This is a genomic window from Echinicola vietnamensis DSM 17526 (assembly GCF_000325705.1).
Lineage (GTDB): Bacteria > Bacteroidota > Bacteroidia > Cytophagales > Cyclobacteriaceae > Echinicola > Echinicola vietnamensis.
This window is the reverse complement of sequence record NC_019904.1, coordinates 3930687-3953064: the sequence shown is the minus strand read 5'-3', so window position 1 is coordinate 3953064 and position 22378 is coordinate 3930687. Positions and strand designations below refer to the sequence as shown.

Here is a 22378-nt window from a genome sequence, read left to right as displayed (position 1 = left end):
CAATTCCCTCACCTTGGTGCTCCTTTTCCCTCCCGCGATAAAGCAGGAATATGTATATTTGTCCATCATAGTTTTTAGCACATAAACTGTCAAGGTTCAAAAACTTCAGGAGAGAAAAAAATGACATACGATATTGCAATAGTAGGTGGTGGCATAGTGGGCTTAGCCACTGGACTGAAAATCATACAGCAACGACCAGAATTGAAGGTGGTAATCTTGGAAAAGGAGCATGAACTGGCGAAGCACCAAACCGGCAATAATTCAGGTGTGATTCACTCCGGCCTCTATTACAAGCCAGGGTCTCTAAAAGCCACCAATTGCATCAGCGGCTACCACGAGCTGATCCAGTTTTGTGAGGAAGAAAACATCCCCTTTGAGATCACGGGGAAGGTCGTGGTCGCCACAAAAGATGAGCAGCTTCCCCTCCTGCAAAACCTGCTTAAGCGAGGCCTGCAAAATGGACTAAAAGGCACCCGCCAAATCACCTTAGACGAACTAAAGGAATATGAGCCCTACTGCAAGGGTGTGGCGGCCCTCCACGTGCCCCAAACCGGAATCGTGGATTATAAAAAAGTGGCTTTGGCCTATGGGGAAAAATTCAAATCCCTGGGCGGAGAAATCCTGCTTGACCACCAAGTCAAAAAAATCAACCATAAAGCCAATCAAACAGAGCTGATCACTACTGGTAAAACCATTCTTTCCCGGCTAATGATCAATTGCGCAGGACTATATTCGGATAAAGTGGCCGATATGAACGGTGAATTGGACCTGGACGTCAAAATCATCCCTTTCCGTGGAGAATACTATAAACTCAAAAAAGAACGGGAGTATTTGGTCAAAAACCTGATTTATCCGGTTCCTGATCCTAATTTTCCTTTCTTAGGCGTACACTTTACCCGCATGATGAAAGGTGGTGTCGAAGCAGGCCCCAACGCCGTCATGGCCTTCAAGCGTGAAGGGTATAAAAGAACGGATTTTAACCTCAAGGAATTTCGTGAATCCATCACTTGGCCAGGACTTCAGAAGGTGGCCGCCAAATATTGGAAAACTGGCATTGGCGAATATTACCGCTCCTTCTCCAAAGCAGCCTTTACCACGGCCTTGCAAGAGCTGATTCCAGACATCAAGGAAGACGACCTTGTGGATGGTGGCGCAGGTGTAAGGGCCCAGGCATGCGACCGCACAGGAGGGCTACTGGATGATTTTGCCATTACCGAAAACACCCATGCCATCAATGTCCTCAATGCACCTAGCCCAGCAGCGACGTCGTCACTTTCCATTGGCGGCACGGTCTCAGCGCGGGCATTGAAACGGTTTTTGTGATGGGATGTCGCAGGCGCAACAGCAGGAAAAATGATGACCGGATCGGTTTTCCATTTAGCTAATTTCACGCTGATATGAAGGTATTGAACGTCCAATGCGTATTGTTGGTTGGTGTCCTGATGGCCTTAACCTCCATCTCCATGGCGCAATCCAGAAAATGGAAGGAGAAAGATTATGCCGATGCCATCCAGGAAAAAATCAACGGGAAAACGGGAATATGCCGTCAAAAGTGGGCGTGTAGACCTGCTGACTGATGAGTTTGCCTTTGAAGTGGAATGGGCAAGTAAATGGAAAAACGCTATCGGCCAATCGCTCTGGTATGGACTCCAAACCAGCCAGAAACCCGGTATCATTTTGATCCTGCGCTCTCAAAAGGATTATTCTTATTTCGTCCAACTCAATTCAGCCCTCGCCTATTCCAAATTGGAAGACGCAATCACCGTATATATCTATCCAGATGACTTCCAATAGGCTTGGCTTCAAATATGGATCAGGTAATGATTGTGGTGAAAAAACTTGTGTTCATTCTTTTTTCTCTGTGACTTGGATGGGTTTTAGCGGGAACTTATAAGGAATAGGGAGGTCCACGCCGCTAAAACGGGAAACTTTGGAGGGATCATTTAACCATGGGATTCCCCTATGGCTATGGTGATGACGCCCTTACAGGGCTGATTCTGGAGAATCTGTAGGGACTAAATTCCGTTAATTTTCCAATAGATCGCCAGGACATGGTATTCACCGGAATTCGTTCATACCGTCGATATACATTCATCGTGATCCGCCAAGACCGAGAGGCCTACCTGCGGAGACTATTGCAGATCAAGCAATATTCCAGGGGGGGATAAATTTCTTTGTTTATCGGAACAATGAAATGTCACAAAGGCAACTCGTAAAACGCAATTATCCACCTTGTTTTTCTTTTATTGATTTTTATGCCCATATTTTGTTATTTACTTCTTTCATATAAACAAATCGAACATGAAAATCTCCTGTTTAATTTTTCTTTTTTTTCTAACACACACTCTCTATGCCATAGACCCCGACCATGAATATATCCTTACCCCAGATTCGGTCAACTTGTCTTATGAAGAGCTTATCATTACCACTGAAAATGGCATTAACCTCAACACTTGGATCTATGAAGCAGATAAGTCCAAAACCAAGAACACGGTCCTAGTCCTCGCTTACCCTGATGCGGGTAATATGTCCTACTTCGTTTATTATGCTGGGATCATGGCAAAGTCAGGCTACACCGTGGTCACTTTTGACTATCGTGGCTTCGGAAAAAGCGATGATTTTAACATTGACCGTAACGCTCTCTATTATTTAGAATTTGTCACGGACTTAACCGCCGTGGTAAATGAGATATCCCATAAGTTTGAAGGAAAAAAAATTGGGCTCTGGGGCATGTCAATGGGCACCATCATTACGGCTAAAGCATACCCCTTAATTCATGAAAAAATCGACTTTATTATTGGTGAAGGCTATGTTACAGACACCTCGCTTATCATTGACAGGTATCAAGCCAAAAACAAGACCTTAATACTTCCGGAGCCTGCAGAGAATTATCGGGCCTCTCTCCAAAACATGGATGTTCCTGTACTAATTCTTGCAGCTTCAGAGGATACCATCACCACCTATCAAGATGCTGTAAACTTAAAAGAAAAACTTGGCGAAAAATGCCAAATAATTCAATATCAGGCAGAGCATCTTCAAGGCTTTCAATACCAATACGAAACCTTGGGATTTGGAGGATGGTACAAAAACCAAGTTAATGCATTTTTGGAATCAATTTCTTGACCCTATCCCCTGCCTCCACAACCATGATCTTTAAATTCCGTGTAATCCCCAATTAATCCATGAAAAAATGGCTTGGGTGTAAACGGAATCCTCTGAATGATCGTTGAGAGAACAGAGGAATCAAGTAACTGATCAATTGACAACTACTTTTACACGGCAGATAAACCCGTTGGTAACCGGTAATTAAAACCAATAAATTCTTAAGGATACCAATATGAAGACGACATTAATTTTTGCATTAACCTTCCTTCTGGGTAGCACCATCCATGGCTACAGTCAAAGCCCGGATTTAAAGTGGCTGGACATTGAGCTATCCAACTATCAATACCCGTATGAGGTGCATACGATTGACCTGAGCGTGCAGGAACAAACCCTTCACATGGCCTATATGGATGTAATGCCGGACAACTATAATGGCAAAAACATCATGCTGCTACACGGTAAGAATTTCAATGGTGCCTATTGGGAAACCACAATAGAAGCACTTGTCCAAGAAGGATTCAGGGTGATCATTCCCGATCAAATCGGGTTTGGGAAATCATCCAAACCGGATCATTTTCACTATACCTTCCAGCAATTGGCCCAGAACACCAAAGCAGTGCTGGATAAAATCGGCGTAAACCAAACGGCTGTGCTCGGGCACTCCATGGGGGGAATGTTGGCGACGAGATTTGCCTTGATGTACCCTGAAATAACAGAAAAGCTCATCTTGGAAAATCCCATCGGCCTGGAAGACTGGAAGCTCAAAGTACCCTACAAGCCTGTGGAATGGTGGTACCAAAACGAACTCAAAAAAGACTATGACGCCATCAAAAAATACCAATTGGAAAACTATTATGATAACCAATGGGAACCCGCTTATGATGAATGGGTGAATTTATTGGCAGGTTGGACGTTTAATTCCGACTACAAAACCATCGCATGGAATGCAGCCCTCACCTATGACATGATTTTCACTCAGCCAGTAGTCTATGAATTCGAAAACATCACGGTTCCTACCCTTTTGATCATCGGGACCCGAGACCGTACAGCTTTGGGCAAACCACTGGTTTCGGAAGAAGTCCGGGCCACCATGGGAAGGTATGATGAATTGGGAAAGAAAACCCAAGAAAAGATTCCCAATGCCCAATTGGTCGAAATCAAAGACACCGGGCATTTACCCCATATTGAGCGTTTTGAACGTTTTATCTCTCCACTACTTGCTTTTCTAAAACCATAATTCCGAAAAAAAACACCCCACATGAAAACTATTTAATATTATAATTTATAAGTTTGAACACTTAAGACACGAGTAATTGATATTTTTACTTAAAATCAGTATATTTTACGTATACATTTTCCTAACAAATAACATCAATACTTCCATTCATGACTAAACTATCCCCTTCCACCGCCCTTCTGGTAATGGACATGCAATCTGTCATCCTAAACTTCCTACCCAACCACGAAAGCACTTTGCATAATGTCGCCAAATGCCTTAAAAAAGCGCGAGAAGAAAAAATCCAAGTAATCTACGTTCGGCTGGGATTTCGGGACAGCTTTCCAGAAATAAGCCCCAAAAACAAATCTTTTTCGAGCTTTAAAAAACACCTTAGCACAATTTCACCTGAAGAAATCAGCCAAATTCATCCGTCCATCCTTCCCTTTCCGGGAGACATCGTGGTGACCAAAAAACGGATCAGTGCGTTTTCGGGGAGCGACCTTGACATGATATTGCGGTCCTTGGACATTGATCATTTGATCCTTTCCGGTGTGGCTACCAGCGGCGTAGTACTGTGTACCTTTCTAGAAGCCATGGACAAAGATTACGAGCTCACCGTCATTGCTGATGCCTGCCAAGATAAAGATAAAGATCTTCATCATGTGGTCATGGGGAAACTGTTTCCCGGGAGAGGCAATATCATGACCACCAAAGAATGGGTGGACTGATCACATATGGGTAAAGTTCAAAATACCTTTAGGGCCCTTCAATCCTCAAACTACAGGATATTTATTACTGGACAGGCCATTTCCCGGGTCGGGACATGGATGGAAAGAACAGCCGTTAGCTGGGTGGTTTATGATATGACCCATTCCACCTTTATGTTAGGGCTCACGGCTTTTGTATCGCAATTTCCTTCTTTCCTCTTTTCGCTATATGGCGGCATTTTATCGGACAAATACCCTCGGCTAAAAATCGTGATGATCACTCAGGTAGCCTCCTTTGTCCAAGCGGCTATTTTGGCCATTATCGTGCTGGGAGGTGATACAGCCATCTGGCATATCCTTTCACTGATCACCCTTCTGGGAATCATCAATGCTTTTGACATTCCTGCCAGACAGTCCCTGGTGAACGAGCTGCTCACTGATCCTGCCGACTTATCCAATGCGGTAGCCCTTAATTCCTCAGTGGTAAATTTAGCACGCCTCATCGGCCCGGCCATAGCAGGGTTAGTGTTGAGCAGCTTTGGTGCCGGCATTTGCTTTTCTCTTAATGCCTTGAGCTATTTAGCGGTAATTGTTTCTCTCTTCTTTCTCCGCCTAAAACCACAACCCAAAAAGGCAAAAAAACAAAGCAACCTATCTGAAATTAGGGATACCCTCCACTATTTAAAGCATCATTCCGTCCTGGCCCCGACCATGCTGTACATCGCCATCATAAGCTTGCTGGTGATCCCTTACAACACCCTGTTGCCGGAATTTGCAAAAGCTGTATTTCAGGGAAACGCACAGACCTATGGGTTTATGGTCAGCAGCATTGGTTTAGGTGCATTTTTGGGCACCTTGTTTTTGGCCTCCTTGGCTCCTGAAACCAAAAAATCGCGAATACTAATCATCAATGCTGCGGTTTTAGGCGGTTGCCTCATGCTCTTTTCTGTCACCAAATTGCTGCCCTTGGCTTTATTTCTGGCAGTCATCACGGGCTTTACAGGACTCACCCAATCTACCATCTGCCTGACCATCGTGCAAACCGCATCCAGTGAAGAAAAAAGAGGGCAACTCATCAGTCTTTATGCCATGGCACTCTTTGGAATGATGCCTGTAGGAAGTTTACTGGTCGGGTTAGTTTCCAATCAAATCGGCAGTTCCACCACGATATTGATACAGGGATTAATTGCGGTGGTGATCTCCCTTTCATTCTATCGTTTCCTGAGAAAGAAAAAGCTACAAACCATGAAAAACCTCCTTCAAATTTCCTTACTTATAGTCGTTTTTTCTTGTTGCCATTCTTTAACGGCACAGGAGGTGGATACCAGCCAACTGATCGGCAAGTGGAAGCTCAAAAGTTACGATACCATAGAATTGATCCTAAGTTCTCCTGCGTTTCAGCAAATGCCGGAAAACACTAAGAAAGAGATGACTGATCGCATCGATCAACAATTAGACAATACGGTTTATCATTTTGTGTCCAACGATAGCTTGATCTACACTGATATTGAATCAGGAAAAGTAGTCCACAGAAAAGCCATCTATAACCTTAACGGTACCTACTTGACTTTAAAAGAGATCGACAGACCCTATAGCCGACAAGCCAAAATCCTAAAACTCAATAAGCAGACCTTGATTTTTACTCCTGTAGTGGAAGGAAAAGACGGCAAAGGAGAGATGGTATTCGTCAGACTACCAATTGATTAATAAAAAAGTGTACGGATTATTAAACTTTTCACCAATTTATATCGTTTACGATATAATCGCTAGAGATAAATTAAATACCATTAAATTTTATTCGTATGAAAACTATATTTGAAACACGCGCAACAGCAGTAGGTGGTAGAAATGGCCATGTAAAAAGTGAAGATGGAATTTTGGATTTTGACGTCAAGGTACCTACCGGAATGGGAGGCAAAGGCGGTGAATTCACCAATCCAGAACAGCTTTTTGCTGCAGGATATTCAGCCTGTTTTGACAATGCCGTAATCCACGTCGCTTCCATGAAAAAAGCGAAAATACAATCCCAAACTACCGCTACAGTGGGATTGGCAATGACAGATGATAAGCGTTACGAATTGACTGTATCGCTTGAGGTCTCCATTAAAGGTGCGGACCAAGCCACCGCAGAGGACATCGTAAACACTGCCCACGCCACCTGTCCATATTCCAATGCCGTAAAAGGTAATGTGAATGTAGCCATTACGGTCAAGGCAGAAGCCTAATCAATTACCATTTAGATCCATGAAGCCAATCAATTGGCTTCATGGATGCCTTTAAATCACAGATTCTCCAACCCAACATTCGAAATCATGACAACCAACCCTTCCAAAACATCCTTGCTACAACAAATATTCCGCATTTTGTTAGGCCTGAACATGCTCTTTGCAGGTGTGGGGCACATGACCTTTTTAAGGGCAGAATTCCAAGCACAAGTTCCTGATTGGACTCCCTTCTCCAAAGACTTTATCGTGCTGGCTTCTGGAGTTGTTGAAATCCTGTTGGGGCTTGCCATGGTCATAGGCACCAAATACAGGGTATATACTGGCTTGGCGCTGGCCTTGTTCTTTGTGCTGGTCTTTCCGGGAAATATCGCGCAATACATCAATGGCATTGATGCCTTTGGCCTGGACACGGATACCAAAAGGCTGGTCAGGCTATTCTTCCAGCCCGTGTTGATCGCTTGGGCAATGTGGAGCAGTGGAGCTTATCAATATTGGATTAAGCATAAAAACTATCGTAATTTGGGTTGACATCTTGTCCAAACATTCACCTAATCGGCTTTGATGCTTTGGGATTTCTCTATGGAATACCGGCATGGAGCTGATTTAGAATATCCGTGGTGAACTTGGAATAAACGACAACATGATCATGACAAAAAACGAAGACTACGAAACCTTACGGCTTGAAAATCAACTGTGCTTTCCCCTATATGCCGCTTCGCGGCTAATGATTAAAGCCTATCAGCCCCATTTGAGCAAACTAGACCTGACCTATCCCCAATATTTGGTCTTGCTGGTACTTTGGGAAAATGACCACCTTACGGTCAGTCAGATTTCCCATGCATTGATGTTGGAATCCAATACGCTTACACCGCTTTTAAAAAGATTAGAAGAAAAAAACATCCTTAAAAGGGAACGTGACAGGGAAGATGAGCGAAAGGTTTTTGTCTCTTTAACTGAAAAAGGCCAAACCATGAGGGAAAAAGCCGTTTGTATCCCCACCGAAATCATGAAGAATGTAGATATCTTGAATCTGGACGAAATGAAAGCCCTCTATGCCCACCTCGGTAAATTGATCCATCATTTAAAATAAAGGGAACAAATCCACGGTTATGGCCAAATTGGGCATAATGCATGCCAGGTGTACGCTACTTTACAGGCGAAACACCTTACCTAGCCCCTTCTTTGAACTGGAATTTGATCAGTTGATAGTCAAAAAGGCAGCCTTCAATCCACCCTATTCAACACAGAATCAGGGAAATACTTATTGGTCAAGGCAACCATTTCGTCCCCCTTCACAAACATGCTGATATCAATTTCATTGGTATGTGTGACACCGCAGGCCCCTAACAATTCAAGTACAGCGTGCATGGTATTGTGATGGAAATTAAACACCCTTTCGGCTTTGTCCTCCACCACTAAGCCTTTTACCAACATTTTATTTTGTGTGGCCACACCCGTGGGACAATCATTGGTATTGCAGCGAAGGGCTTGGATGCATCCTACCGTAAACATAAAGGCCCGTGCAGAATTACACATGTCGGCTCCCAAAGCCCGCATCCTTAAAATTGAAAAGGCCGTCAACACCTTTCCACTCGCGATTACTTTCACTTCTTGGCGCAAGCCAAATTTCTCCAACGTCCTGTTCACAAAAATCAATGCAGGCTCCAGCGGGATCCCTACTGAATCAGAAAATTCCAATGGAGCGGCTCCAGTACCTCCTTCTGCTCCATCCACCGTAATGAAATCGGGCACTACCCCACTCCGCTTCATGGCCGAGCAAAGGTCAATAAACTCTTCGGTTCTTCCCACACATAGTTTAAAGCCGATCGGCTTCCCTCCACTGAGTTCCCTAAGCTCACTGATAAATTTAATTAACCCATCAGGGTCTGAAAACTTTCGATGACTGGGCGGTGAAACAATGGTCGTATAAGGCTTTACACCCCGAATTTTGGCTATTTCCGGGGTATTCTTCTCTCCTGGGAGCACTCCACCATGCCCCGGTTTTGCCCCTTGGGAAATCTTAATTTCAATCATTTTGACTTGCTCATGTGCAGCTTTTTCCTTGAATTTGTCCGGATCGAAATCTCCATCTTCGGTACGACAGCCGAAGTAGCCCGTTCCTATCTGCCATACCAAGTCTCCTCCTCCTTCCAAGTGGTAAGGTGACAGCCCTCCTTCTCCTGTATTATGATAGAAATGCCCTTTCTTAGCTCCTCGATTTAGGGCCATGATCGCATTTTTGCTCAAAGAGCCGAAGCTCATTGCAGATACGTTCAATATAGAAGCACTGTAAGGCTTTTTACAGGCTTTACTGCCCACGATCACCCGTGGAATTTCACTTACCGGCGGGGTGGCGTAAATAGAATGGCGAATGGCCTCATAACTCTCTCCAGAAATCTCAAGTTGCGTCCCAAAAGGATGGGTGTCGTTTACGTTTTTGGCCCTCCTGTAAGCCAAGGCCCGGTGGTTTCTACTGAACGGTTTGCCATCGGTACTCCGCTCAATAAAATACTGCTGAATCTCCGGAGAAATCATCTCAAAAAAATACCGGAAATAGCCCAGAATCGGAAAGTTCCTTAGAATAGTATGACGCTTCTGAAAGCGATTATAAATCCCAATAATCGCCAACGGACCTATCACCACAAAAGCCCAAATCCATTGTTCATAATAATAGGTCAAAATGGCTACCAAAACCACCAAGATAATGGTAACATTATAAAAAAGATAACGCATATTTTCCGTATTTAATACTTAGTCAAACTACTCGGCCTTTCCATACCCAGGGCAAAAACAGCCCTTATCTTACATTAGATTTAAATATAAGCTTTTTGGAGCATGCTAAAAACTATTTCATAGCCTAAACTATCAAAACCCCAAAAGGTTTCGGGCAGCACCTCGGATACTGACTTTTCGCTAGGAATAACGTATGGTCTGACAGGACTTTGGAAAAATATTTAACGTTCCCTAGGTTCATCCTGCCTATATTTTCACCTTACTTTACCTAAGAATCTGGATCCTGAACCGTCAAAAACTGCAGTAAACGCCGCTCTACCCAGCTAAACTCCTGTCCGCTGACCGCAAAGCCCGTGTGCCCTCCTCTTTTGGGCATTTCCAAATAAACCTGATCATGCTGAGAAGCCAATTGCACTGGATAGCAACGATCCATTAACAAGGGATCGTTCAGCGCATTGACGATTAACGTGGGGATGGTAATTTGCTGCATCCAATTGTCTGGACTGACCGAATGGTAAAAATCTTGGCCATCTTTAAAACCATGCAACTTGGCGGTAAAATGATCATCAAACACATCAAAATCCTTTACTTTTTGAAGCAACTCTTCATCGATAATTCCTGGAAATTGTTTCGCCTTCTCGGCCATTTTTACTTTCAGCTTAGCCAAGAATTTATTTTTGTAAAAAACGTTCCGTGGCAAACGTAACGTAGCCGCGCTGTCAGGAAGGTTACAAGGGGTGCTGTACACTGCTGCTCCTTTAATGGAAGAAGACAACATCGCCCCTTCCTCACCCAGGTATTTAAGGGTTTGTGCTCCTCCCATACTTATGCCTGCCAAATAGATCCCTTCATATTCCCGATTGCTTACCACATGATCGACTACCGCCTTAAGGTCATCAGATGCGCCATGGTGGTAAAGAACGGGCCGCAGGTTCATTTCACCGCTACACGAACGGTTATTCCAAGCCAATACATCTATCTGATGCTGGTTAAATAATTTCACCAAGCCCGTGACATAGTGCCTCCCTGAATTTCCCTCCAGGCCGTGGGAGACGATAAGCAGCTTTTTACTTCCCACCTCACTCCAATCCAAATCCAAAAAATCTCCATCTACTGTATCGATCCGCTCACGCTGATACGTAACCCCTTGGATTTTTCGGAAAACACTGGGCAAAATGGTTTCAAAATGACCATTGAAATACAGTCTGGGCGGGCCAAGATAAGTCGAATTTTTAATTAACGGCATGGGAAGTTTACACGGTTCTAAACAACAAAGAAAAAGGACTGGCGCAAAGTAAACAACATCCTTCCTGAAAAGCTGCCCATTATCCTGAATCTTCCCTTAAAATCTCGCTTCCAAATTGCCCATACAGAAGCCCCTATCCTATTGTTCTCTCAATGGGTAAAACAAACTCATAACGAAAAAACGGGAGTAGTGTAAAATAAACCTTATTGGTACAAACACATGGTTTGCGATAGGCCAAACCAAAAATCAGTAGTAGAGACTAAAAAGCATTATCAAAAGTGAAGGTATGGCATCAAAAACATACCTGATGAGAATTGATTATTTATCATTCGTTCATTTCATTAATTTCACGAAGCAATTCATCAACAGCTTTTAGAAATTGTTCATGATGCGAATTGACCTTTTCCTCCAATTCATCATGTCTGATAATTTGTTTTCCTTCCTCTAGCACTTGGCTGAGATTTCTCAATTCAAAAATGGTAACAGTAGGCTTTACTTTATGCCTGGCTTGATGCAGTAGATCCTCATCTCGCTGTTCAATTCCTTCTTCATAACGATCCCTCAGTTCTTCTACAGAACTAGCAATCGCCTGAAGCAGTTCCTTTTGGAATTCCATATCCCCTTCCGACATTTCATGGACTTTGTCCATGTTGATATTCATACTTCTAATCATGTTAGGCATCGTGTTGATCATAGTTAGTTGTGTGTTGATAGTCCTGCAATATATCCTGTGGTCCAGGCAGCTTGAAAGTTAAAACCACCTGTAATTCCATCAATATCTAAAACTTCTCCTGCAAAAAACAAATTCGGTACCAAACGGCTTTCCATAGTAGCGGGATTGACATCTTTTAGGGCCACCCCACCAGCAGTAACGAACTCCTCTTTGAAAGTTGTCTTTCCTTTCACTTGTAATATATAGCAAAAAATATGCTGTTCCAAAATATTTATTTGTTTTTTGACACATTCACTCCACGTAAGTGACTCGTCAATTCCAGCGCTCTCTGCCAAGTGTCCCCATAACCTTTTGGGCAAATCAAACAGCGGATGAGCATGTACTTTTCGTTTAGGGTAACGCTGCTTGTACACTCTTAAGGCTTCTCGAATTTCAGCTTCTTTCATATCCGCTTTCCACCTGATGTGCACATTGGTGTGATACACATGCTCATGTAACCATTTCGCTCCAAATGCCGACAATTTCAGGACCACTGGCCCACTGATTCCCCAATGCGTAATCAGCAGCGGCCCTTCATAAGTTAACTTGGTTCCTTCTATCCTCACTTGGGCATTGGGTACGGTCAACCCGGGTAATTTTTTTAGCTCAGCTTCTGGCGTATTGAACGTAAAAAGACTGGGAATGGGGTCCACCACGCTATGTCCCAATTCCCGGTACATTTGGTAACTGTTGGATTTAGGACTGCCACCTGCTGCCACGATCACTTTATCCATCGCTCGATCTTCGCCATTTACCCTAAGAACAAAACCACTTCCATCTCGGGAAATATGTTCAACCGAAGCCCTCGTTTTGACCTTCACGCCTAATTTATCAGCCTCTTGGCGCAGGAGGTCGATGATTGTCTGAGAAAGATCTGATATCGGAAACATCCTCCCGTCACTTTCTGTTTTTAGTTTCACTCCCTTGGACTCAAACCATTCCACTGTATCTTGTACCTGGAACTTCTTGAATGCTTTTTTCAGGAACTTTTCCCCTCTGGGATAATGCTTTACCAATTGTGACAGCTGAAAAGCTGCATGGGTAACGTTACACCTTCCTCCACCTGAAACCTTGACTTTTGACAAGGTTTTTCCTGTTTTTTCAAAAATGATTACCTTGGCTCCCTTCTGTGCAGCGTGTATAGCGGCAAAAAAACCAGCAGCTCCGCCACCAATTACTCCAATTTCTCCCATAGAATACAAAAATATTCAACTCCCCCTATTTAAAAAAATCATTTCTGATTTCTCCGGATCGAAACATCCAACAGTCTAATATAGAATTATATTGAGACAATTAAAACTATCTTCGCTTTCCAGATAAAGTTCCCAAGATACTTCTGGTGAGTTCCCTGAAAATCGTCCTGCCAATTTGCCTTACCATGGTATTTTTTGACAATTCCTCAAAGAGGCTGTCTTCTTCTTTTGGGGAAGTCCTGCCGGTCGGTCGCGATGTCGCCTTCTCTTTGGCCGTCAATTCAGCTTGTACGAGTTTTTCTTCAAGGATCTCATGAGCACTTTTCCTGTCGATCAGTTGATTGTACTTGGAGGCAATGCCCGAGTGCTGGGCCAATTCGCTGATTTCATCGGCTGTAAGGACATCCATTCGCGAAACAGGTGCCCGCACAAGGGTATGTGCCAAAGGTGTCGGTATCCCTTTTTCGTTTAAGGCCGTCACCATCGCCTCGCCAATCCCCATGGATGTCAATACGGCTTTGGTGTCATAAAATTCGGAAATGGGATAGTTTTCCGCTGTCTTCCCAATGGCTTTGCGGTCTTTGGCCGTGAAAGCCCTCAAGGCATGTTGGACCTTTAACCCTAATTGCCCCAACACATTTTCTGGAATATCGGTCGGGCTTTGCGTACAAAAAAATATCCCCACCCCTTTTGATCGGATCAATTTTACAATGGCCTCAATCTTATCGATCAACTCCTTGGAGGCATTGTCAAAGACAAGGTGGGCTTCGTCTATGAACAAACAGAGCTTGGGCTTATCTGCGTCCCCTTGCTCGGGAAAGGTCTCATAGATTTCAGACAAAAGGCTAAGCATAAACGTGGAAAACAATTTGGGTCGATCCTGAATATCCGTCAGCCGGATAATGGATATCACGCCCCGATCGTCCTTGAACCTCACCAGATCATTGGCATCAAAAGAAACCTCCCCAAAAAATGATGCCGCTCCTTGCTGCTCCAATTCGATGATTTTTCGCATGATGGTGTTCACAGAGCTGGTGGATACCGCACCAAATTCCTGTTTGATCTCCTCCTTTCCTTCATTGATCACATATTGAAGCACTTTCTTTAAGTCCTGTAAATCCAGTAACGGCAATTTTTTGATATCACAAAACCTAAAAACAAGGGCTATGATACCCTGTTGGGTACTGTTCAGGTCCAAAATCTGCGAAATCAACACCGGGCCAAATTCCGTCACCGTGGCCCGCAGGCGAGTGCCCGGTTCCTGACTGATCGTCAACAGCTCGACAGGAAGACCCGTCGGCTCATATTCAATCCCAATCGCATCGCTGCGCCAAACAATATGGTCATTTGAAGTCCCCGGGCGGGCGAGGCCAGAAAGGTCTCCCTTAAGGTCCATGAGCACACTTGGAATGCCTTTCAGGGAAAGCTGCTCTGCCATCACTTGCAAGGTCTTGGTCTTGCCAGTTCCTGTGGCCCCTGCGATCAAACCATGGCGGTTGAGGGTTTTTAATGGAATCTTAACAGTGGCGTCCTTTACCGGGGCTTTTTCCAGTATGCCTGTTCCTAAGGTAAAAAAATCCTTTTTGGTTTGGTATCCAGTGGAAATATGCTGCTGAAAGTTTTCTTTTGTAGTCATAAACGATTTATGAAATTTTCATCCCTCTTTATTCACCCGCATTTCCCTTTTGCAGGTGAATAGCCTGTAAAACAATCCAACAATGGGTGCTGCTGCATTATCCCCCTCCATCTTTTTACATGTATCATTTTAAGAGGCTGTCCCCGCAGGTGATTCAGGGATTTTATGGACACCTTGAAGACAGCCTCTTGTCTTTTTGATTTAATAGCATCGATCAATGGGTCACCACTGGCTCCAATGCTTTGGCCTGGTTGATAAAATCTTCGATTTGGCTCAAGGCTGGCACCACCCGGGTAAGTTTTTTGGCTTCATTCGTCTCTGTGAGCGCCTTATGAAGATTTTCAGGATTACGGGTACGAAGTTCCTTCACCGTGTCCACGCCAGTAGCTTTCAGCAGCTCGGCAAATTGACTGGCCACGCCAGTGATTCTAAACAGGTCGGCCATGTTGACAAAGTCCAATATTTTGCCTTCATCTATTCCTGTGGCATCGGCTAAAGCTTTTCTGCCTTTTTTTGAAGCTCCTTTTTCCAAAAGTGCTTCTACTGTTTTTACATCGGCTTTGGCAAATTTCTCTTGGTTTACGGGACCGATCCCCTCAATACTAGTGATGGTTTTTGACATGGTTATTAATGAATTATGAAATTGAAAATAATATAATGTAGTAAAGGACCGTGTGATGACACGGCCAATGGTTTGTTCAATAACTGCAAAATGCAGCCATTCCAGAAAACAACGTGGATAAGGTAAAAGGGCTTACTTGAACATATTTCCCAATCCGCCTAGCATGTCCCCTGCTTTTCCCTTTAGGATATCTCCTGCACTGCCCCCAATCAGCTTCATCAGATCTCCTTTACCGGCATTCCCACCGGTTTGTCCCATGATCTTGTCCAGTACTAGCGGTAAGACAAAATTGGATATTTGCTGGGCGATTCCCTCGGAAATCCCCAGCTTGGAGATGTAGTCACTGGCCAGATTGCCGGCAAATTTCTGAAACATGCTTCCCCCAGCAGCGCCACTTCCTTGATTGATCATATTCAGCAGGCCATCGATATTGCCCCCTGCAGCCTCTTTGGTCGCTGTAGCTGTAAGCGATTCCTGGGTGGTATCTACCGCTTTGGAAGCCTGTTCCTCGGAAAGCCCAAATTGACCGGTGATTTTTGAAATCACCTCAGGCCCGACATTTTTTAAAATTTCATTGATCATGGTAAAAACAGTTATGTTATTTGTACATTAAAAAGAGGTAGTCATTGCCTGTCAATAACCAAACCTATTTTTAACAAATCCTTTTTAAGATAATAAAAATTTACAAATCATTTAACAAAATTCACCTGGATTAACCATAAATTATAAAAACCTTAACAGTAACGCAGTAATAAACCCTAAAAATATTTTCTTTTCACCCATCATGGTATCCGTTCAATGAGATCAAGTAAGGGAACATCTTTCAAGGTGATACCCCCACCAAATGGCATTGTATAGCCCATCCCCATCCATCGTATGCTAATCATAAAAATGTACCGATAATGTTAATAAACATTAAAAAAAAGGAAAAAACTGCGGACATTTCCCACAAATTTTGGTTCTTTAGGCTCGATTAGAAAGAGAGTTGATTACTATGCCGCGACAGAGAACTATTCAGGCCCTATCCTGCCTAACACTGTTAAAATCCCTTCTTGTAATGGTCTTCCTTTGGCTAGGCACGGGGCTCCAAAGTGTTGCTTTGGCCCAAGGCCGTCCAAGCTTGGGAAGGACAGACCGTTTGATGGAGATGGCCAAAACTTCCATTGCCAACAGCGAGTATGAAAAGGCGAATTATTATTTCCGTCAGATCATTGAAAGCAGTGCCTCCATCCCCCCGGAAATGCCGTACTATTTTGCAGAGACCTTGTATGAATTAAAGCAATACGACAACAGCTCAAAATTCCTTAGCAAATACCTGGAGATCAATGGATTCAAGGCCGAAAACTATGAAGCAGCCAAAGCGCTGGAAAACAAGTTGAAAGCCCCATTGGAAGCCATTGCCAGCTGTAAATTATGTGACACCAAAGGTTACCGCTACCAGGCATGCCCCACCTGTCATGGCAAGAAAGTCATCGAACAGGATTGCAGTCTTTGCAAAGGAAGAGGCATTGTGGGCTGTAGTCGCTGCAAAGCGACAGGTATTGTCACCAAAAAGAACGTATTTAACATTACCGAATACTATCAATGTACGCGATGCAAAGGGGAAGGCAGGCTCACCTGTCCCAGATGCGACGGAAGCCTCAAAGAAGTCAGTGCATGCCATACATGTTCAGGCTTTGGTGAAGTGCATTCAGAAGAACTTTGTGACCATCAGGAGCACCATGAACATACCACCGCAGAACCTGAAGTACATTAATTCCCTATCCAATCGGACTTTAACATGACAGACCATATCCCATGCCCAGCATGCCATTCGCCCTATGCTTATCCTACTGGAATTTCCATGATGTGCCCAGAATGCGGACACGAATGGAACCCGGAAACACAGGCTACCGATGAAGGCGAAGAAGGCTTTGATGTCAAAGATGCCAATGGAAATGCCCTTCAGGATGGTGATGATGTGGTGGTGATCAAAAACCTTCCCGTGAAAGGTGCTGCACAACCTATAAAAGCCGGCACAAAAGTGAAAAACATTCGTTTGGTCGAAGGGGACCATAATATCGATTGTAAAATTCCTGGCTTTGGCGCGATGGCGTTGAAATCCATTTTTGTAAAAAAAGCCTAAGAACAAACTTTCACCATCACCTAAAGCCCTTACGTCCACGTAAATCTTCCGTTTGGCCATCAACTACAATTGAAGGATGTTTTCAAATTTTAAGAGGTAGCCTCAGAAGCAATGCATAAAATTACTTGAGAAAGCCCTATATTGCTATCGTAGCTGGCGACTTGCCATTTTTTTTAATAGACTCTATTTTACCATTCATATATGGCCGAAAATCACGAAAAGCTGGACGCACTTCTGAAAAAACTTGAGGCGCTGATGGAAAAACAAGAAGCCTTTTCCAAAGAAGTAAAAGCGCTGCAAAATGAAATCCATCATCTCAAAGGATCGAACCCTATCCCGGCAGAAAATCAACGTACAACTCCCACTCCTTCTGCTCAGTCCCCCAAAACACCTTTGCGTCCTTTCCGACAGGCTAAAAAGGCTACCGCTGATATGGACTGGGACCTTCCTCCCAAACCCAAAAAGTCCAAAACAGACTTTGAAAAGTTTATAGGGGAAAATTTGGCCAATAAGATTGGCATTATCATCGTCGTAATTGGGGTGGCCATAGGTGCCAAATACACCATTGACAATCAGCTAATCGGTCCCTTAACCCGGATTATCATGGGCTATGTCGTGGGCATCGGCCTGCTGGGTGTAGCCATCAAACTCAAAGAAAAATATGAAAATTTCAGCGCGGTGTTGCTCAGCGGTGCAATGGCCATCCTATATTTCATCACCTTCGCTGCTTTTAGCTTTTACGGGCTTATCGGGCTGTCCTTGACCTTCGCATTAATGGTCATATTCACCGCCTTCACCGTATTGGCAGCATTGCATTATAATAAACAGGTCATTGCACACATTGGACTAGTGGGGGCTTATGCGGTGCCTTTCCTGCTCAGTGATGGATCCGGAAATGTAAAAATTCTCTTTGCATATATGGCCATCATTAATTTAGGAATCCTCTCCATCGCCATCAAAAAGTACTGGAAAGCACTTTACTATTCCGCTTTTGGCCTGACGTGGCTTATCTATTTGGTTTGGTTCCTGATCGATTATGCCCAAGCCGAACATTTTGGGTTGGCATTGACGTTCCCCTCCTTGTTTTTTGTCATCTTTTACTTGGCCTTCTTGGCTTATAAATTCCTCCAGAGGGAACAATTCAGTTCCTCGGATATCATCATGCTGTTGAGCAATGCTTTTATTTATTATGGATTGGGCTATGCAATACTATCCAACCATACTGAAACAGCGCATTTCTTGGGTCTATTCACGCTAGCCAATGCCGTGATCCATTTTATCGTCAGTGTTCCAATTTATCGCCGCAAACAAGCTGATCGAAATCTTTTTTTCCTGGCCATTGGCTTGGTGATAACCTTTATCACACTCGCATTCCCGGTACAATGGGACGGAAATTGGGTGACTTTGCTTTGGACTTCAGAAGCAGCATTGCTGTTCTGGATAGGAAGGACCAAACGCGTGGCCTTCTATGAAAAACTGTCCTACCCTCTTATGGTCATCGCCTTCTTCAGTCTAATCCATGATTGGTCCATCGTCTATGGCGCTTATTTCCTGGAAGAGGAGGCCAATCATTTTTCCCCATTATTAAACATTCACTTTCTTTCATCCATGTTGTTTTTGGTCGGTTTTGGATGGATATATCAGGTACAGGCCAATACAAGCAGTTCTCCCGCTTGGAAACCATCCTATGGAACGGCCAAACTCCTTGCATTTGGTATACCGGCTGTGCTGCTGTTTACTACTTACTATGCGTTCCTGGCAGAAATCAACGCTTACTGGCAGCAGCTGTACGTCATCTCCGAGGTCGAAATGAAAAGTGCTATGGACACCATCGAAATGTTCAGAAACGAGGATTTGATAAAATTTAAAATCATTTGGGGCATCAATTATACGCTGTTCTTTTTGACAGGACTGGCATTCCTAAATGGCAAAAAATACCGTAACCGATCCCTCGCATGGACCAATTTGACATTGATCGGCCTTGCTTTGCTGATGTTTTTATCCGGTGGTTTGTATGCGTTAAGCGAACTGAGGGTATCCTATTTGGCTCCTCCCCATCCGGAATATATCGAATATGGCGTAAGAAACATCCTGGTGCGGTACTTCTCCTTCATCTTTGTGGCATTGGCCTTAGGAGCAGCCTTTGCTTACCAAAAAATGCCTTTTATGAAAAAATCATTTGACATGGCTTTTGATTTCGGGCTACACCTGACGCTTATTTGGACGCTCAGCAGTGAACTGATCCATTGGATGGATATGGCCGGCTGGTCCCGGCAATACAAGCTTGGCCTTAGTATTTTCTGGGGAGTATATGCCTTGGTTTTGATAGGAATTGGCATATGGAAAAACAAAAAATACCTGCGGATTTCGGCCATTGTATTGTTCGGCCTCACGTTGCTCAAATTATTCTTCTATGACATCATCCACTTGGATACCATTGCCAAAACCATTGTCTTTGTTTCTCTGGGGATTTTATTGCTGATCATTTCATTCTTGTACAACAAATTCAAGCACCTTATCGCTGATGAGACCAATCATTAAACTCCTTTTTCCGTTCTTCCTGATGATAAGCCTTAATGCCTACGGCCAAATGAAGGATTATGCCTATAGGCAAGAACTGGGAGAGATTACGGATACTTGGCACCAAATTGATCTACCACTCACCATGTTCAGGCATGTCAACCAACAATTTGGGGATATTAGGATCTATGGCATCACCGCCCAGCAGGATACCATAGAAGCCCCCTACTTGCTTACATCCTCAGCGCCTAAAACTGAAAAAACGGGGTTGAATTTCAATTTATTGAATGCCTCCCGAAATGGAGATCGCTATTTCTATACTTTCGAAGTCACCGATGAAATCATAACCGACCACATTTCCCTTGATTTTGACGTTGAAAACTTTGATTGGAAAATCACCTTGGAAGGAAGCCATGATCAAAAAGAGTGGTTTACCCTGCTGGAAGATTATCGTATTCTGTCCCTAAAAAACACTTCCACTGCCTTCCAGTTTACCACCTTAAAATTCCCAGCAGCCAATTACCCGTATTATCGCCTGACCATTCCCAGCCGTCACAATCCTCAACTCCAAAATATGGCGGTGGAGCAACTGACCATCCAAAAAGGAACCTTCCATAACCGAAAAGTCCGCAGCACAGTCTCCCAGCAGGATACCGAAGCGAAATCTACGCTATTAGAAGTTAATTTGGCCCAGCCAGTCCCAGTAAGCCAAATTAGCATAAACGTCAACGAAGATTTTGACTATTACCGTCCAGTGACGATCCGTTACCTTGCTGACAGTGTCAAAACAGAAAAAGGATGGCATCATCAATACCGGACTTTGGCCACAGGGGTGTTGAATTCCCTCTCTGGGAATGAATTTGATCTCCCTGTCACCGTCCTTCAACAACTACAAATCACCGTTCAGCACCAAGACAACCCTCCGCTGACGGTGAGCAGTGTAGACGTGAGCGGGTTTGACTATTCCTTGGTTGCACGTTTTACTACACCTGCTGATTATTTTTTGGTCTATGGAAATGCCAATGCTAGCCCTCCAAATTACGACATTAGCCAATTTATGGATCGAATTCCCACCACTGCTAAAACGCTTGCCCTGAAGTCTGTATCCCCTATTAATTCTTCTCCAAGTTCTTCGACGATCCCTCTTTTCCAACATAAAGGGTGGCTTTGGGCGGTTATGGCTGTCATCATCATGATCTTAGGCTGGTTTTCAATCAACATGATCAAAAAAGCTTGATCCCTTTATATTTGCAGGACGGTGCTTTACGGATCTTTTACGCCCTATTCACCTCATTTCCCAATGCAAAAGAGTGTCTCTCCCTTGTTTGCGGGAGGGGTGCCGATTTTGTAAAGTACAATCCCAGAAGATGGAGCCCTCACTTCATCTAACTTTTTCCCGAAGACATTGGTGATATAACCCAAAACCTGGCCTTTTTTGATTTTATCTCCACTCCTAAAGTCGCTATAAAAAATACCGGTAGCGGGACATTTGATGTAAACCTGTTCTCTGAGCCATTTTTGATTTACGCGCTTATCATTTTCATATGGATACATATCCATCTTATTCAGCATATTCAATACCCCCGAGGTAATCATGGCCACCATTTCAGGCTGCACATTTCCTAATTTTCCCGCTTCTATACTCAGGGCTGTTTTGCCTTGCTGCACCGCCTCTTTGAAGGCATACTCAGACATGTCATCAGGTGATAAATGGTAAGGATAGATCACATTGTATTCAAAGTTGGCTGCCTCGGTAAGCCTATGGGCCTGTGCTACCTGATCTGGCTTGTCCGCACGATGGTAGTAACACACAAATGGCAACAGGTCTTCACTGGCATCCCCTCCATGAATATCCAGAAATACATCTGAAATGGGAATCACTTTCTGGCTAATCCAATGGGCAATTCTTTCAGTAATACTTCCAGTGGCATTGCCCGGAAAGGCCCTGTTTAGATTTTTGTCATCAGTGGGATTTACGAAAACAGACCTTTCATAAAAAGCCGCTTCATTCGCCATGGGGAGTACAAGTAAGGTCCCGTGAAGCTTATCAGGATCTACTTTTTTCAAAAGTTCTTGTACAGCCATGATAGGAGGATATTCAAAACCGTGGATCCCTGCCACGATGGTAAAAACAGGACCATCGAATTTCCCTTTGATGATGCTGAGTGCCACAGCATCATTATTGTCAATACGCACCAAGGTATCCTTCCGTGTCCCCTGCTGAATTGAAGTAAGGTCCTGTCCGGACACAGGATGACAAATAAACCCTACCATTATGGCGAACAATAGTATGGCGTACTTTATACCGTTCCTCATCTCTACTTTTACAATTAAT

Annotated in this window: 21 protein-coding genes; 13 read left to right on the top strand and 8 right to left on the bottom strand. The window is 43.8% G+C overall.

The annotated features are described in order from the left end of the window. The first annotated feature begins 120 nt into the window (after positions 1–120). The 9 genes from lhgO to ECHVI_RS16255 all read left to right on the top strand — a co-directional run bounded on the left by lhgO (position 121) and on the right by ECHVI_RS16255 (position 8346). A complete protein-coding gene (gene lhgO, locus ECHVI_RS16295) occupies positions 121–1323 on the top strand; it encodes an L-2-hydroxyglutarate oxidase (protein WP_015267116.1) in 1203 nt (400 codons plus the stop codon). A gap of 180 nt (positions 1324–1503) precedes the next feature. Beyond that, positions 1504–1794, top strand: a complete 291-nt coding sequence (locus ECHVI_RS16290) for a hypothetical protein (RefSeq protein ID WP_015267115.1) — start codon at positions 1504–1506, stop codon at positions 1792–1794. A gap of 507 nt (positions 1795–2301) precedes the next feature. Further along, complete coding sequence (locus tag ECHVI_RS16285; protein WP_015267114.1) at positions 2302–3123, top strand: alpha/beta hydrolase; 822 nt, start codon at positions 2302–2304, stop codon at positions 3121–3123. Between the two features lie 214 nt (positions 3124–3337). Further along, entirely contained in the window at positions 3338–4342 is a 1005-nt protein-coding gene (locus tag ECHVI_RS16280) for an alpha/beta fold hydrolase (RefSeq protein WP_015267113.1), read from the top strand. Positions 4343–4491: 149 nt separating this feature from the next. Next, entirely contained in the window at positions 4492–5052 is a 561-nt protein-coding gene (locus ECHVI_RS16275) for a cysteine hydrolase family protein (protein WP_015267112.1), read from the top strand. 6 nt (positions 5053–5058) lie between these two features. Continuing rightward, positions 5059–6738, top strand: coding sequence for an MFS transporter (locus ECHVI_RS16270; RefSeq protein ID WP_015267111.1), 1680 nt, complete (start codon positions 5059–5061; stop codon positions 6736–6738). Between the two features lie 95 nt (positions 6739–6833). Continuing rightward, positions 6834–7256: an organic hydroperoxide resistance protein gene (locus tag ECHVI_RS16265; RefSeq protein WP_015267110.1), complete on the top strand. Its 423-nt coding sequence runs from the start codon at positions 6834–6836 to the stop codon at positions 7254–7256. A gap of 87 nt (positions 7257–7343) precedes the next feature. After that, a complete protein-coding gene (locus ECHVI_RS16260; protein WP_015267109.1) occupies positions 7344–7784 on the top strand; it encodes a DoxX family protein in 441 nt (146 codons plus the stop codon). 112 nt (positions 7785–7896) lie between these two features. Further along, complete coding sequence (locus tag ECHVI_RS16255) at positions 7897–8346, top strand: MarR family winged helix-turn-helix transcriptional regulator (protein WP_015267108.1); 450 nt, start codon at positions 7897–7899, stop codon at positions 8344–8346. Positions 8347–8480: 134 nt separating this feature from the next. On the opposite strand, the gene ECHVI_RS16250 is transcribed toward ECHVI_RS16255, so the two are convergent. The 7 genes from ECHVI_RS16250 to ECHVI_RS16220 all read right to left on the bottom strand — a co-directional run bounded on the left by ECHVI_RS16250 (position 8481) and on the right by ECHVI_RS16220 (position 15980). Continuing rightward, positions 8481–9989 (bottom strand): FMN-binding glutamate synthase family protein, encoded by a 1509-nt coding sequence (locus ECHVI_RS16250; protein ID WP_015267106.1) that lies wholly within the window; start codon positions 9987–9989, stop codon positions 8481–8483. Between the two features lie 268 nt (positions 9990–10257). Beyond that, positions 10258–11235: a YheT family hydrolase gene (locus ECHVI_RS16245; RefSeq protein ID WP_015267105.1), complete on the bottom strand. Its 978-nt coding sequence runs from the start codon at positions 11233–11235 to the stop codon at positions 10258–10260. A 325-nt stretch (positions 11236–11560) separates the two neighbouring features. Then, positions 11561–11908 (bottom strand): hypothetical protein, encoded by a 348-nt coding sequence (locus ECHVI_RS16240; RefSeq protein WP_245553351.1) that lies wholly within the window; start codon positions 11906–11908, stop codon positions 11561–11563. A gap of 23 nt (positions 11909–11931) precedes the next feature. Continuing rightward, positions 11932–13140 carry a BaiN/RdsA family NAD(P)/FAD-dependent oxidoreductase gene (locus ECHVI_RS16235; protein ID WP_015267103.1) on the bottom strand — a complete coding sequence of 403 codons (1209 nt, stop codon included), beginning with the start codon at positions 13138–13140 and terminating at the stop codon, positions 11932–11934. Between the two features lie 106 nt (positions 13141–13246). Continuing rightward, positions 13247–14776: a helicase HerA-like domain-containing protein gene (locus tag ECHVI_RS16230; protein WP_015267102.1), complete on the bottom strand. Its 1530-nt coding sequence runs from the start codon at positions 14774–14776 to the stop codon at positions 13247–13249. Between the two features lie 214 nt (positions 14777–14990). Further along, complete coding sequence (locus tag ECHVI_RS16225; protein WP_015267101.1) at positions 14991–15398, bottom strand: DUF4332 domain-containing protein; 408 nt, start codon at positions 15396–15398, stop codon at positions 14991–14993. Between the two features lie 132 nt (positions 15399–15530). Next, positions 15531–15980: a DUF937 domain-containing protein gene (locus tag ECHVI_RS16220; RefSeq protein ID WP_015267100.1), complete on the bottom strand. Its 450-nt coding sequence runs from the start codon at positions 15978–15980 to the stop codon at positions 15531–15533. Between the two features lie 475 nt (positions 15981–16455). Between ECHVI_RS16220 and ECHVI_RS16215 the strand changes: the two genes are divergently transcribed. The 4 genes from ECHVI_RS16215 (at position 16456) to ECHVI_RS16200 (ending at position 21280) form a co-directional block, all read left to right on the top strand. After that, positions 16456–17154, top strand: coding sequence for a tetratricopeptide repeat protein (locus ECHVI_RS16215; RefSeq protein ID WP_015267099.1), 699 nt, complete (start codon positions 16456–16458; stop codon positions 17152–17154). A gap of 24 nt (positions 17155–17178) precedes the next feature. After that, positions 17179–17523: a zinc ribbon domain-containing protein YjdM gene (locus tag ECHVI_RS16210; protein ID WP_015267098.1), complete on the top strand. Its 345-nt coding sequence runs from the start codon at positions 17179–17181 to the stop codon at positions 17521–17523. Positions 17524–17724: 201 nt separating this feature from the next. Continuing rightward, positions 17725–20064 carry a DUF2339 domain-containing protein gene (locus ECHVI_RS16205; protein ID WP_015267097.1) on the top strand — a complete coding sequence of 780 codons (2340 nt, stop codon included), beginning with the start codon at positions 17725–17727 and terminating at the stop codon, positions 20062–20064. Then, positions 20048–21280 carry a DUF3999 family protein gene (locus ECHVI_RS16200; protein ID WP_041738776.1) on the top strand — a complete coding sequence of 411 codons (1233 nt, stop codon included), beginning with the start codon at positions 20048–20050 and terminating at the stop codon, positions 21278–21280. Before ECHVI_RS16205 ends, ECHVI_RS16200 begins: the two co-directional genes overlap by 17 nt. A gap of 53 nt (positions 21281–21333) precedes the next feature. Here ECHVI_RS16200 and ECHVI_RS16195 read toward each other — a convergent pair whose 3' ends face one another. Further along, a complete protein-coding gene (locus tag ECHVI_RS16195; protein WP_015267095.1) occupies positions 21334–22359 on the bottom strand; it encodes a succinylglutamate desuccinylase/aspartoacylase family protein in 1026 nt (341 codons plus the stop codon). Between the last annotated feature and the right edge of the window lie 19 nt (positions 22360–22378).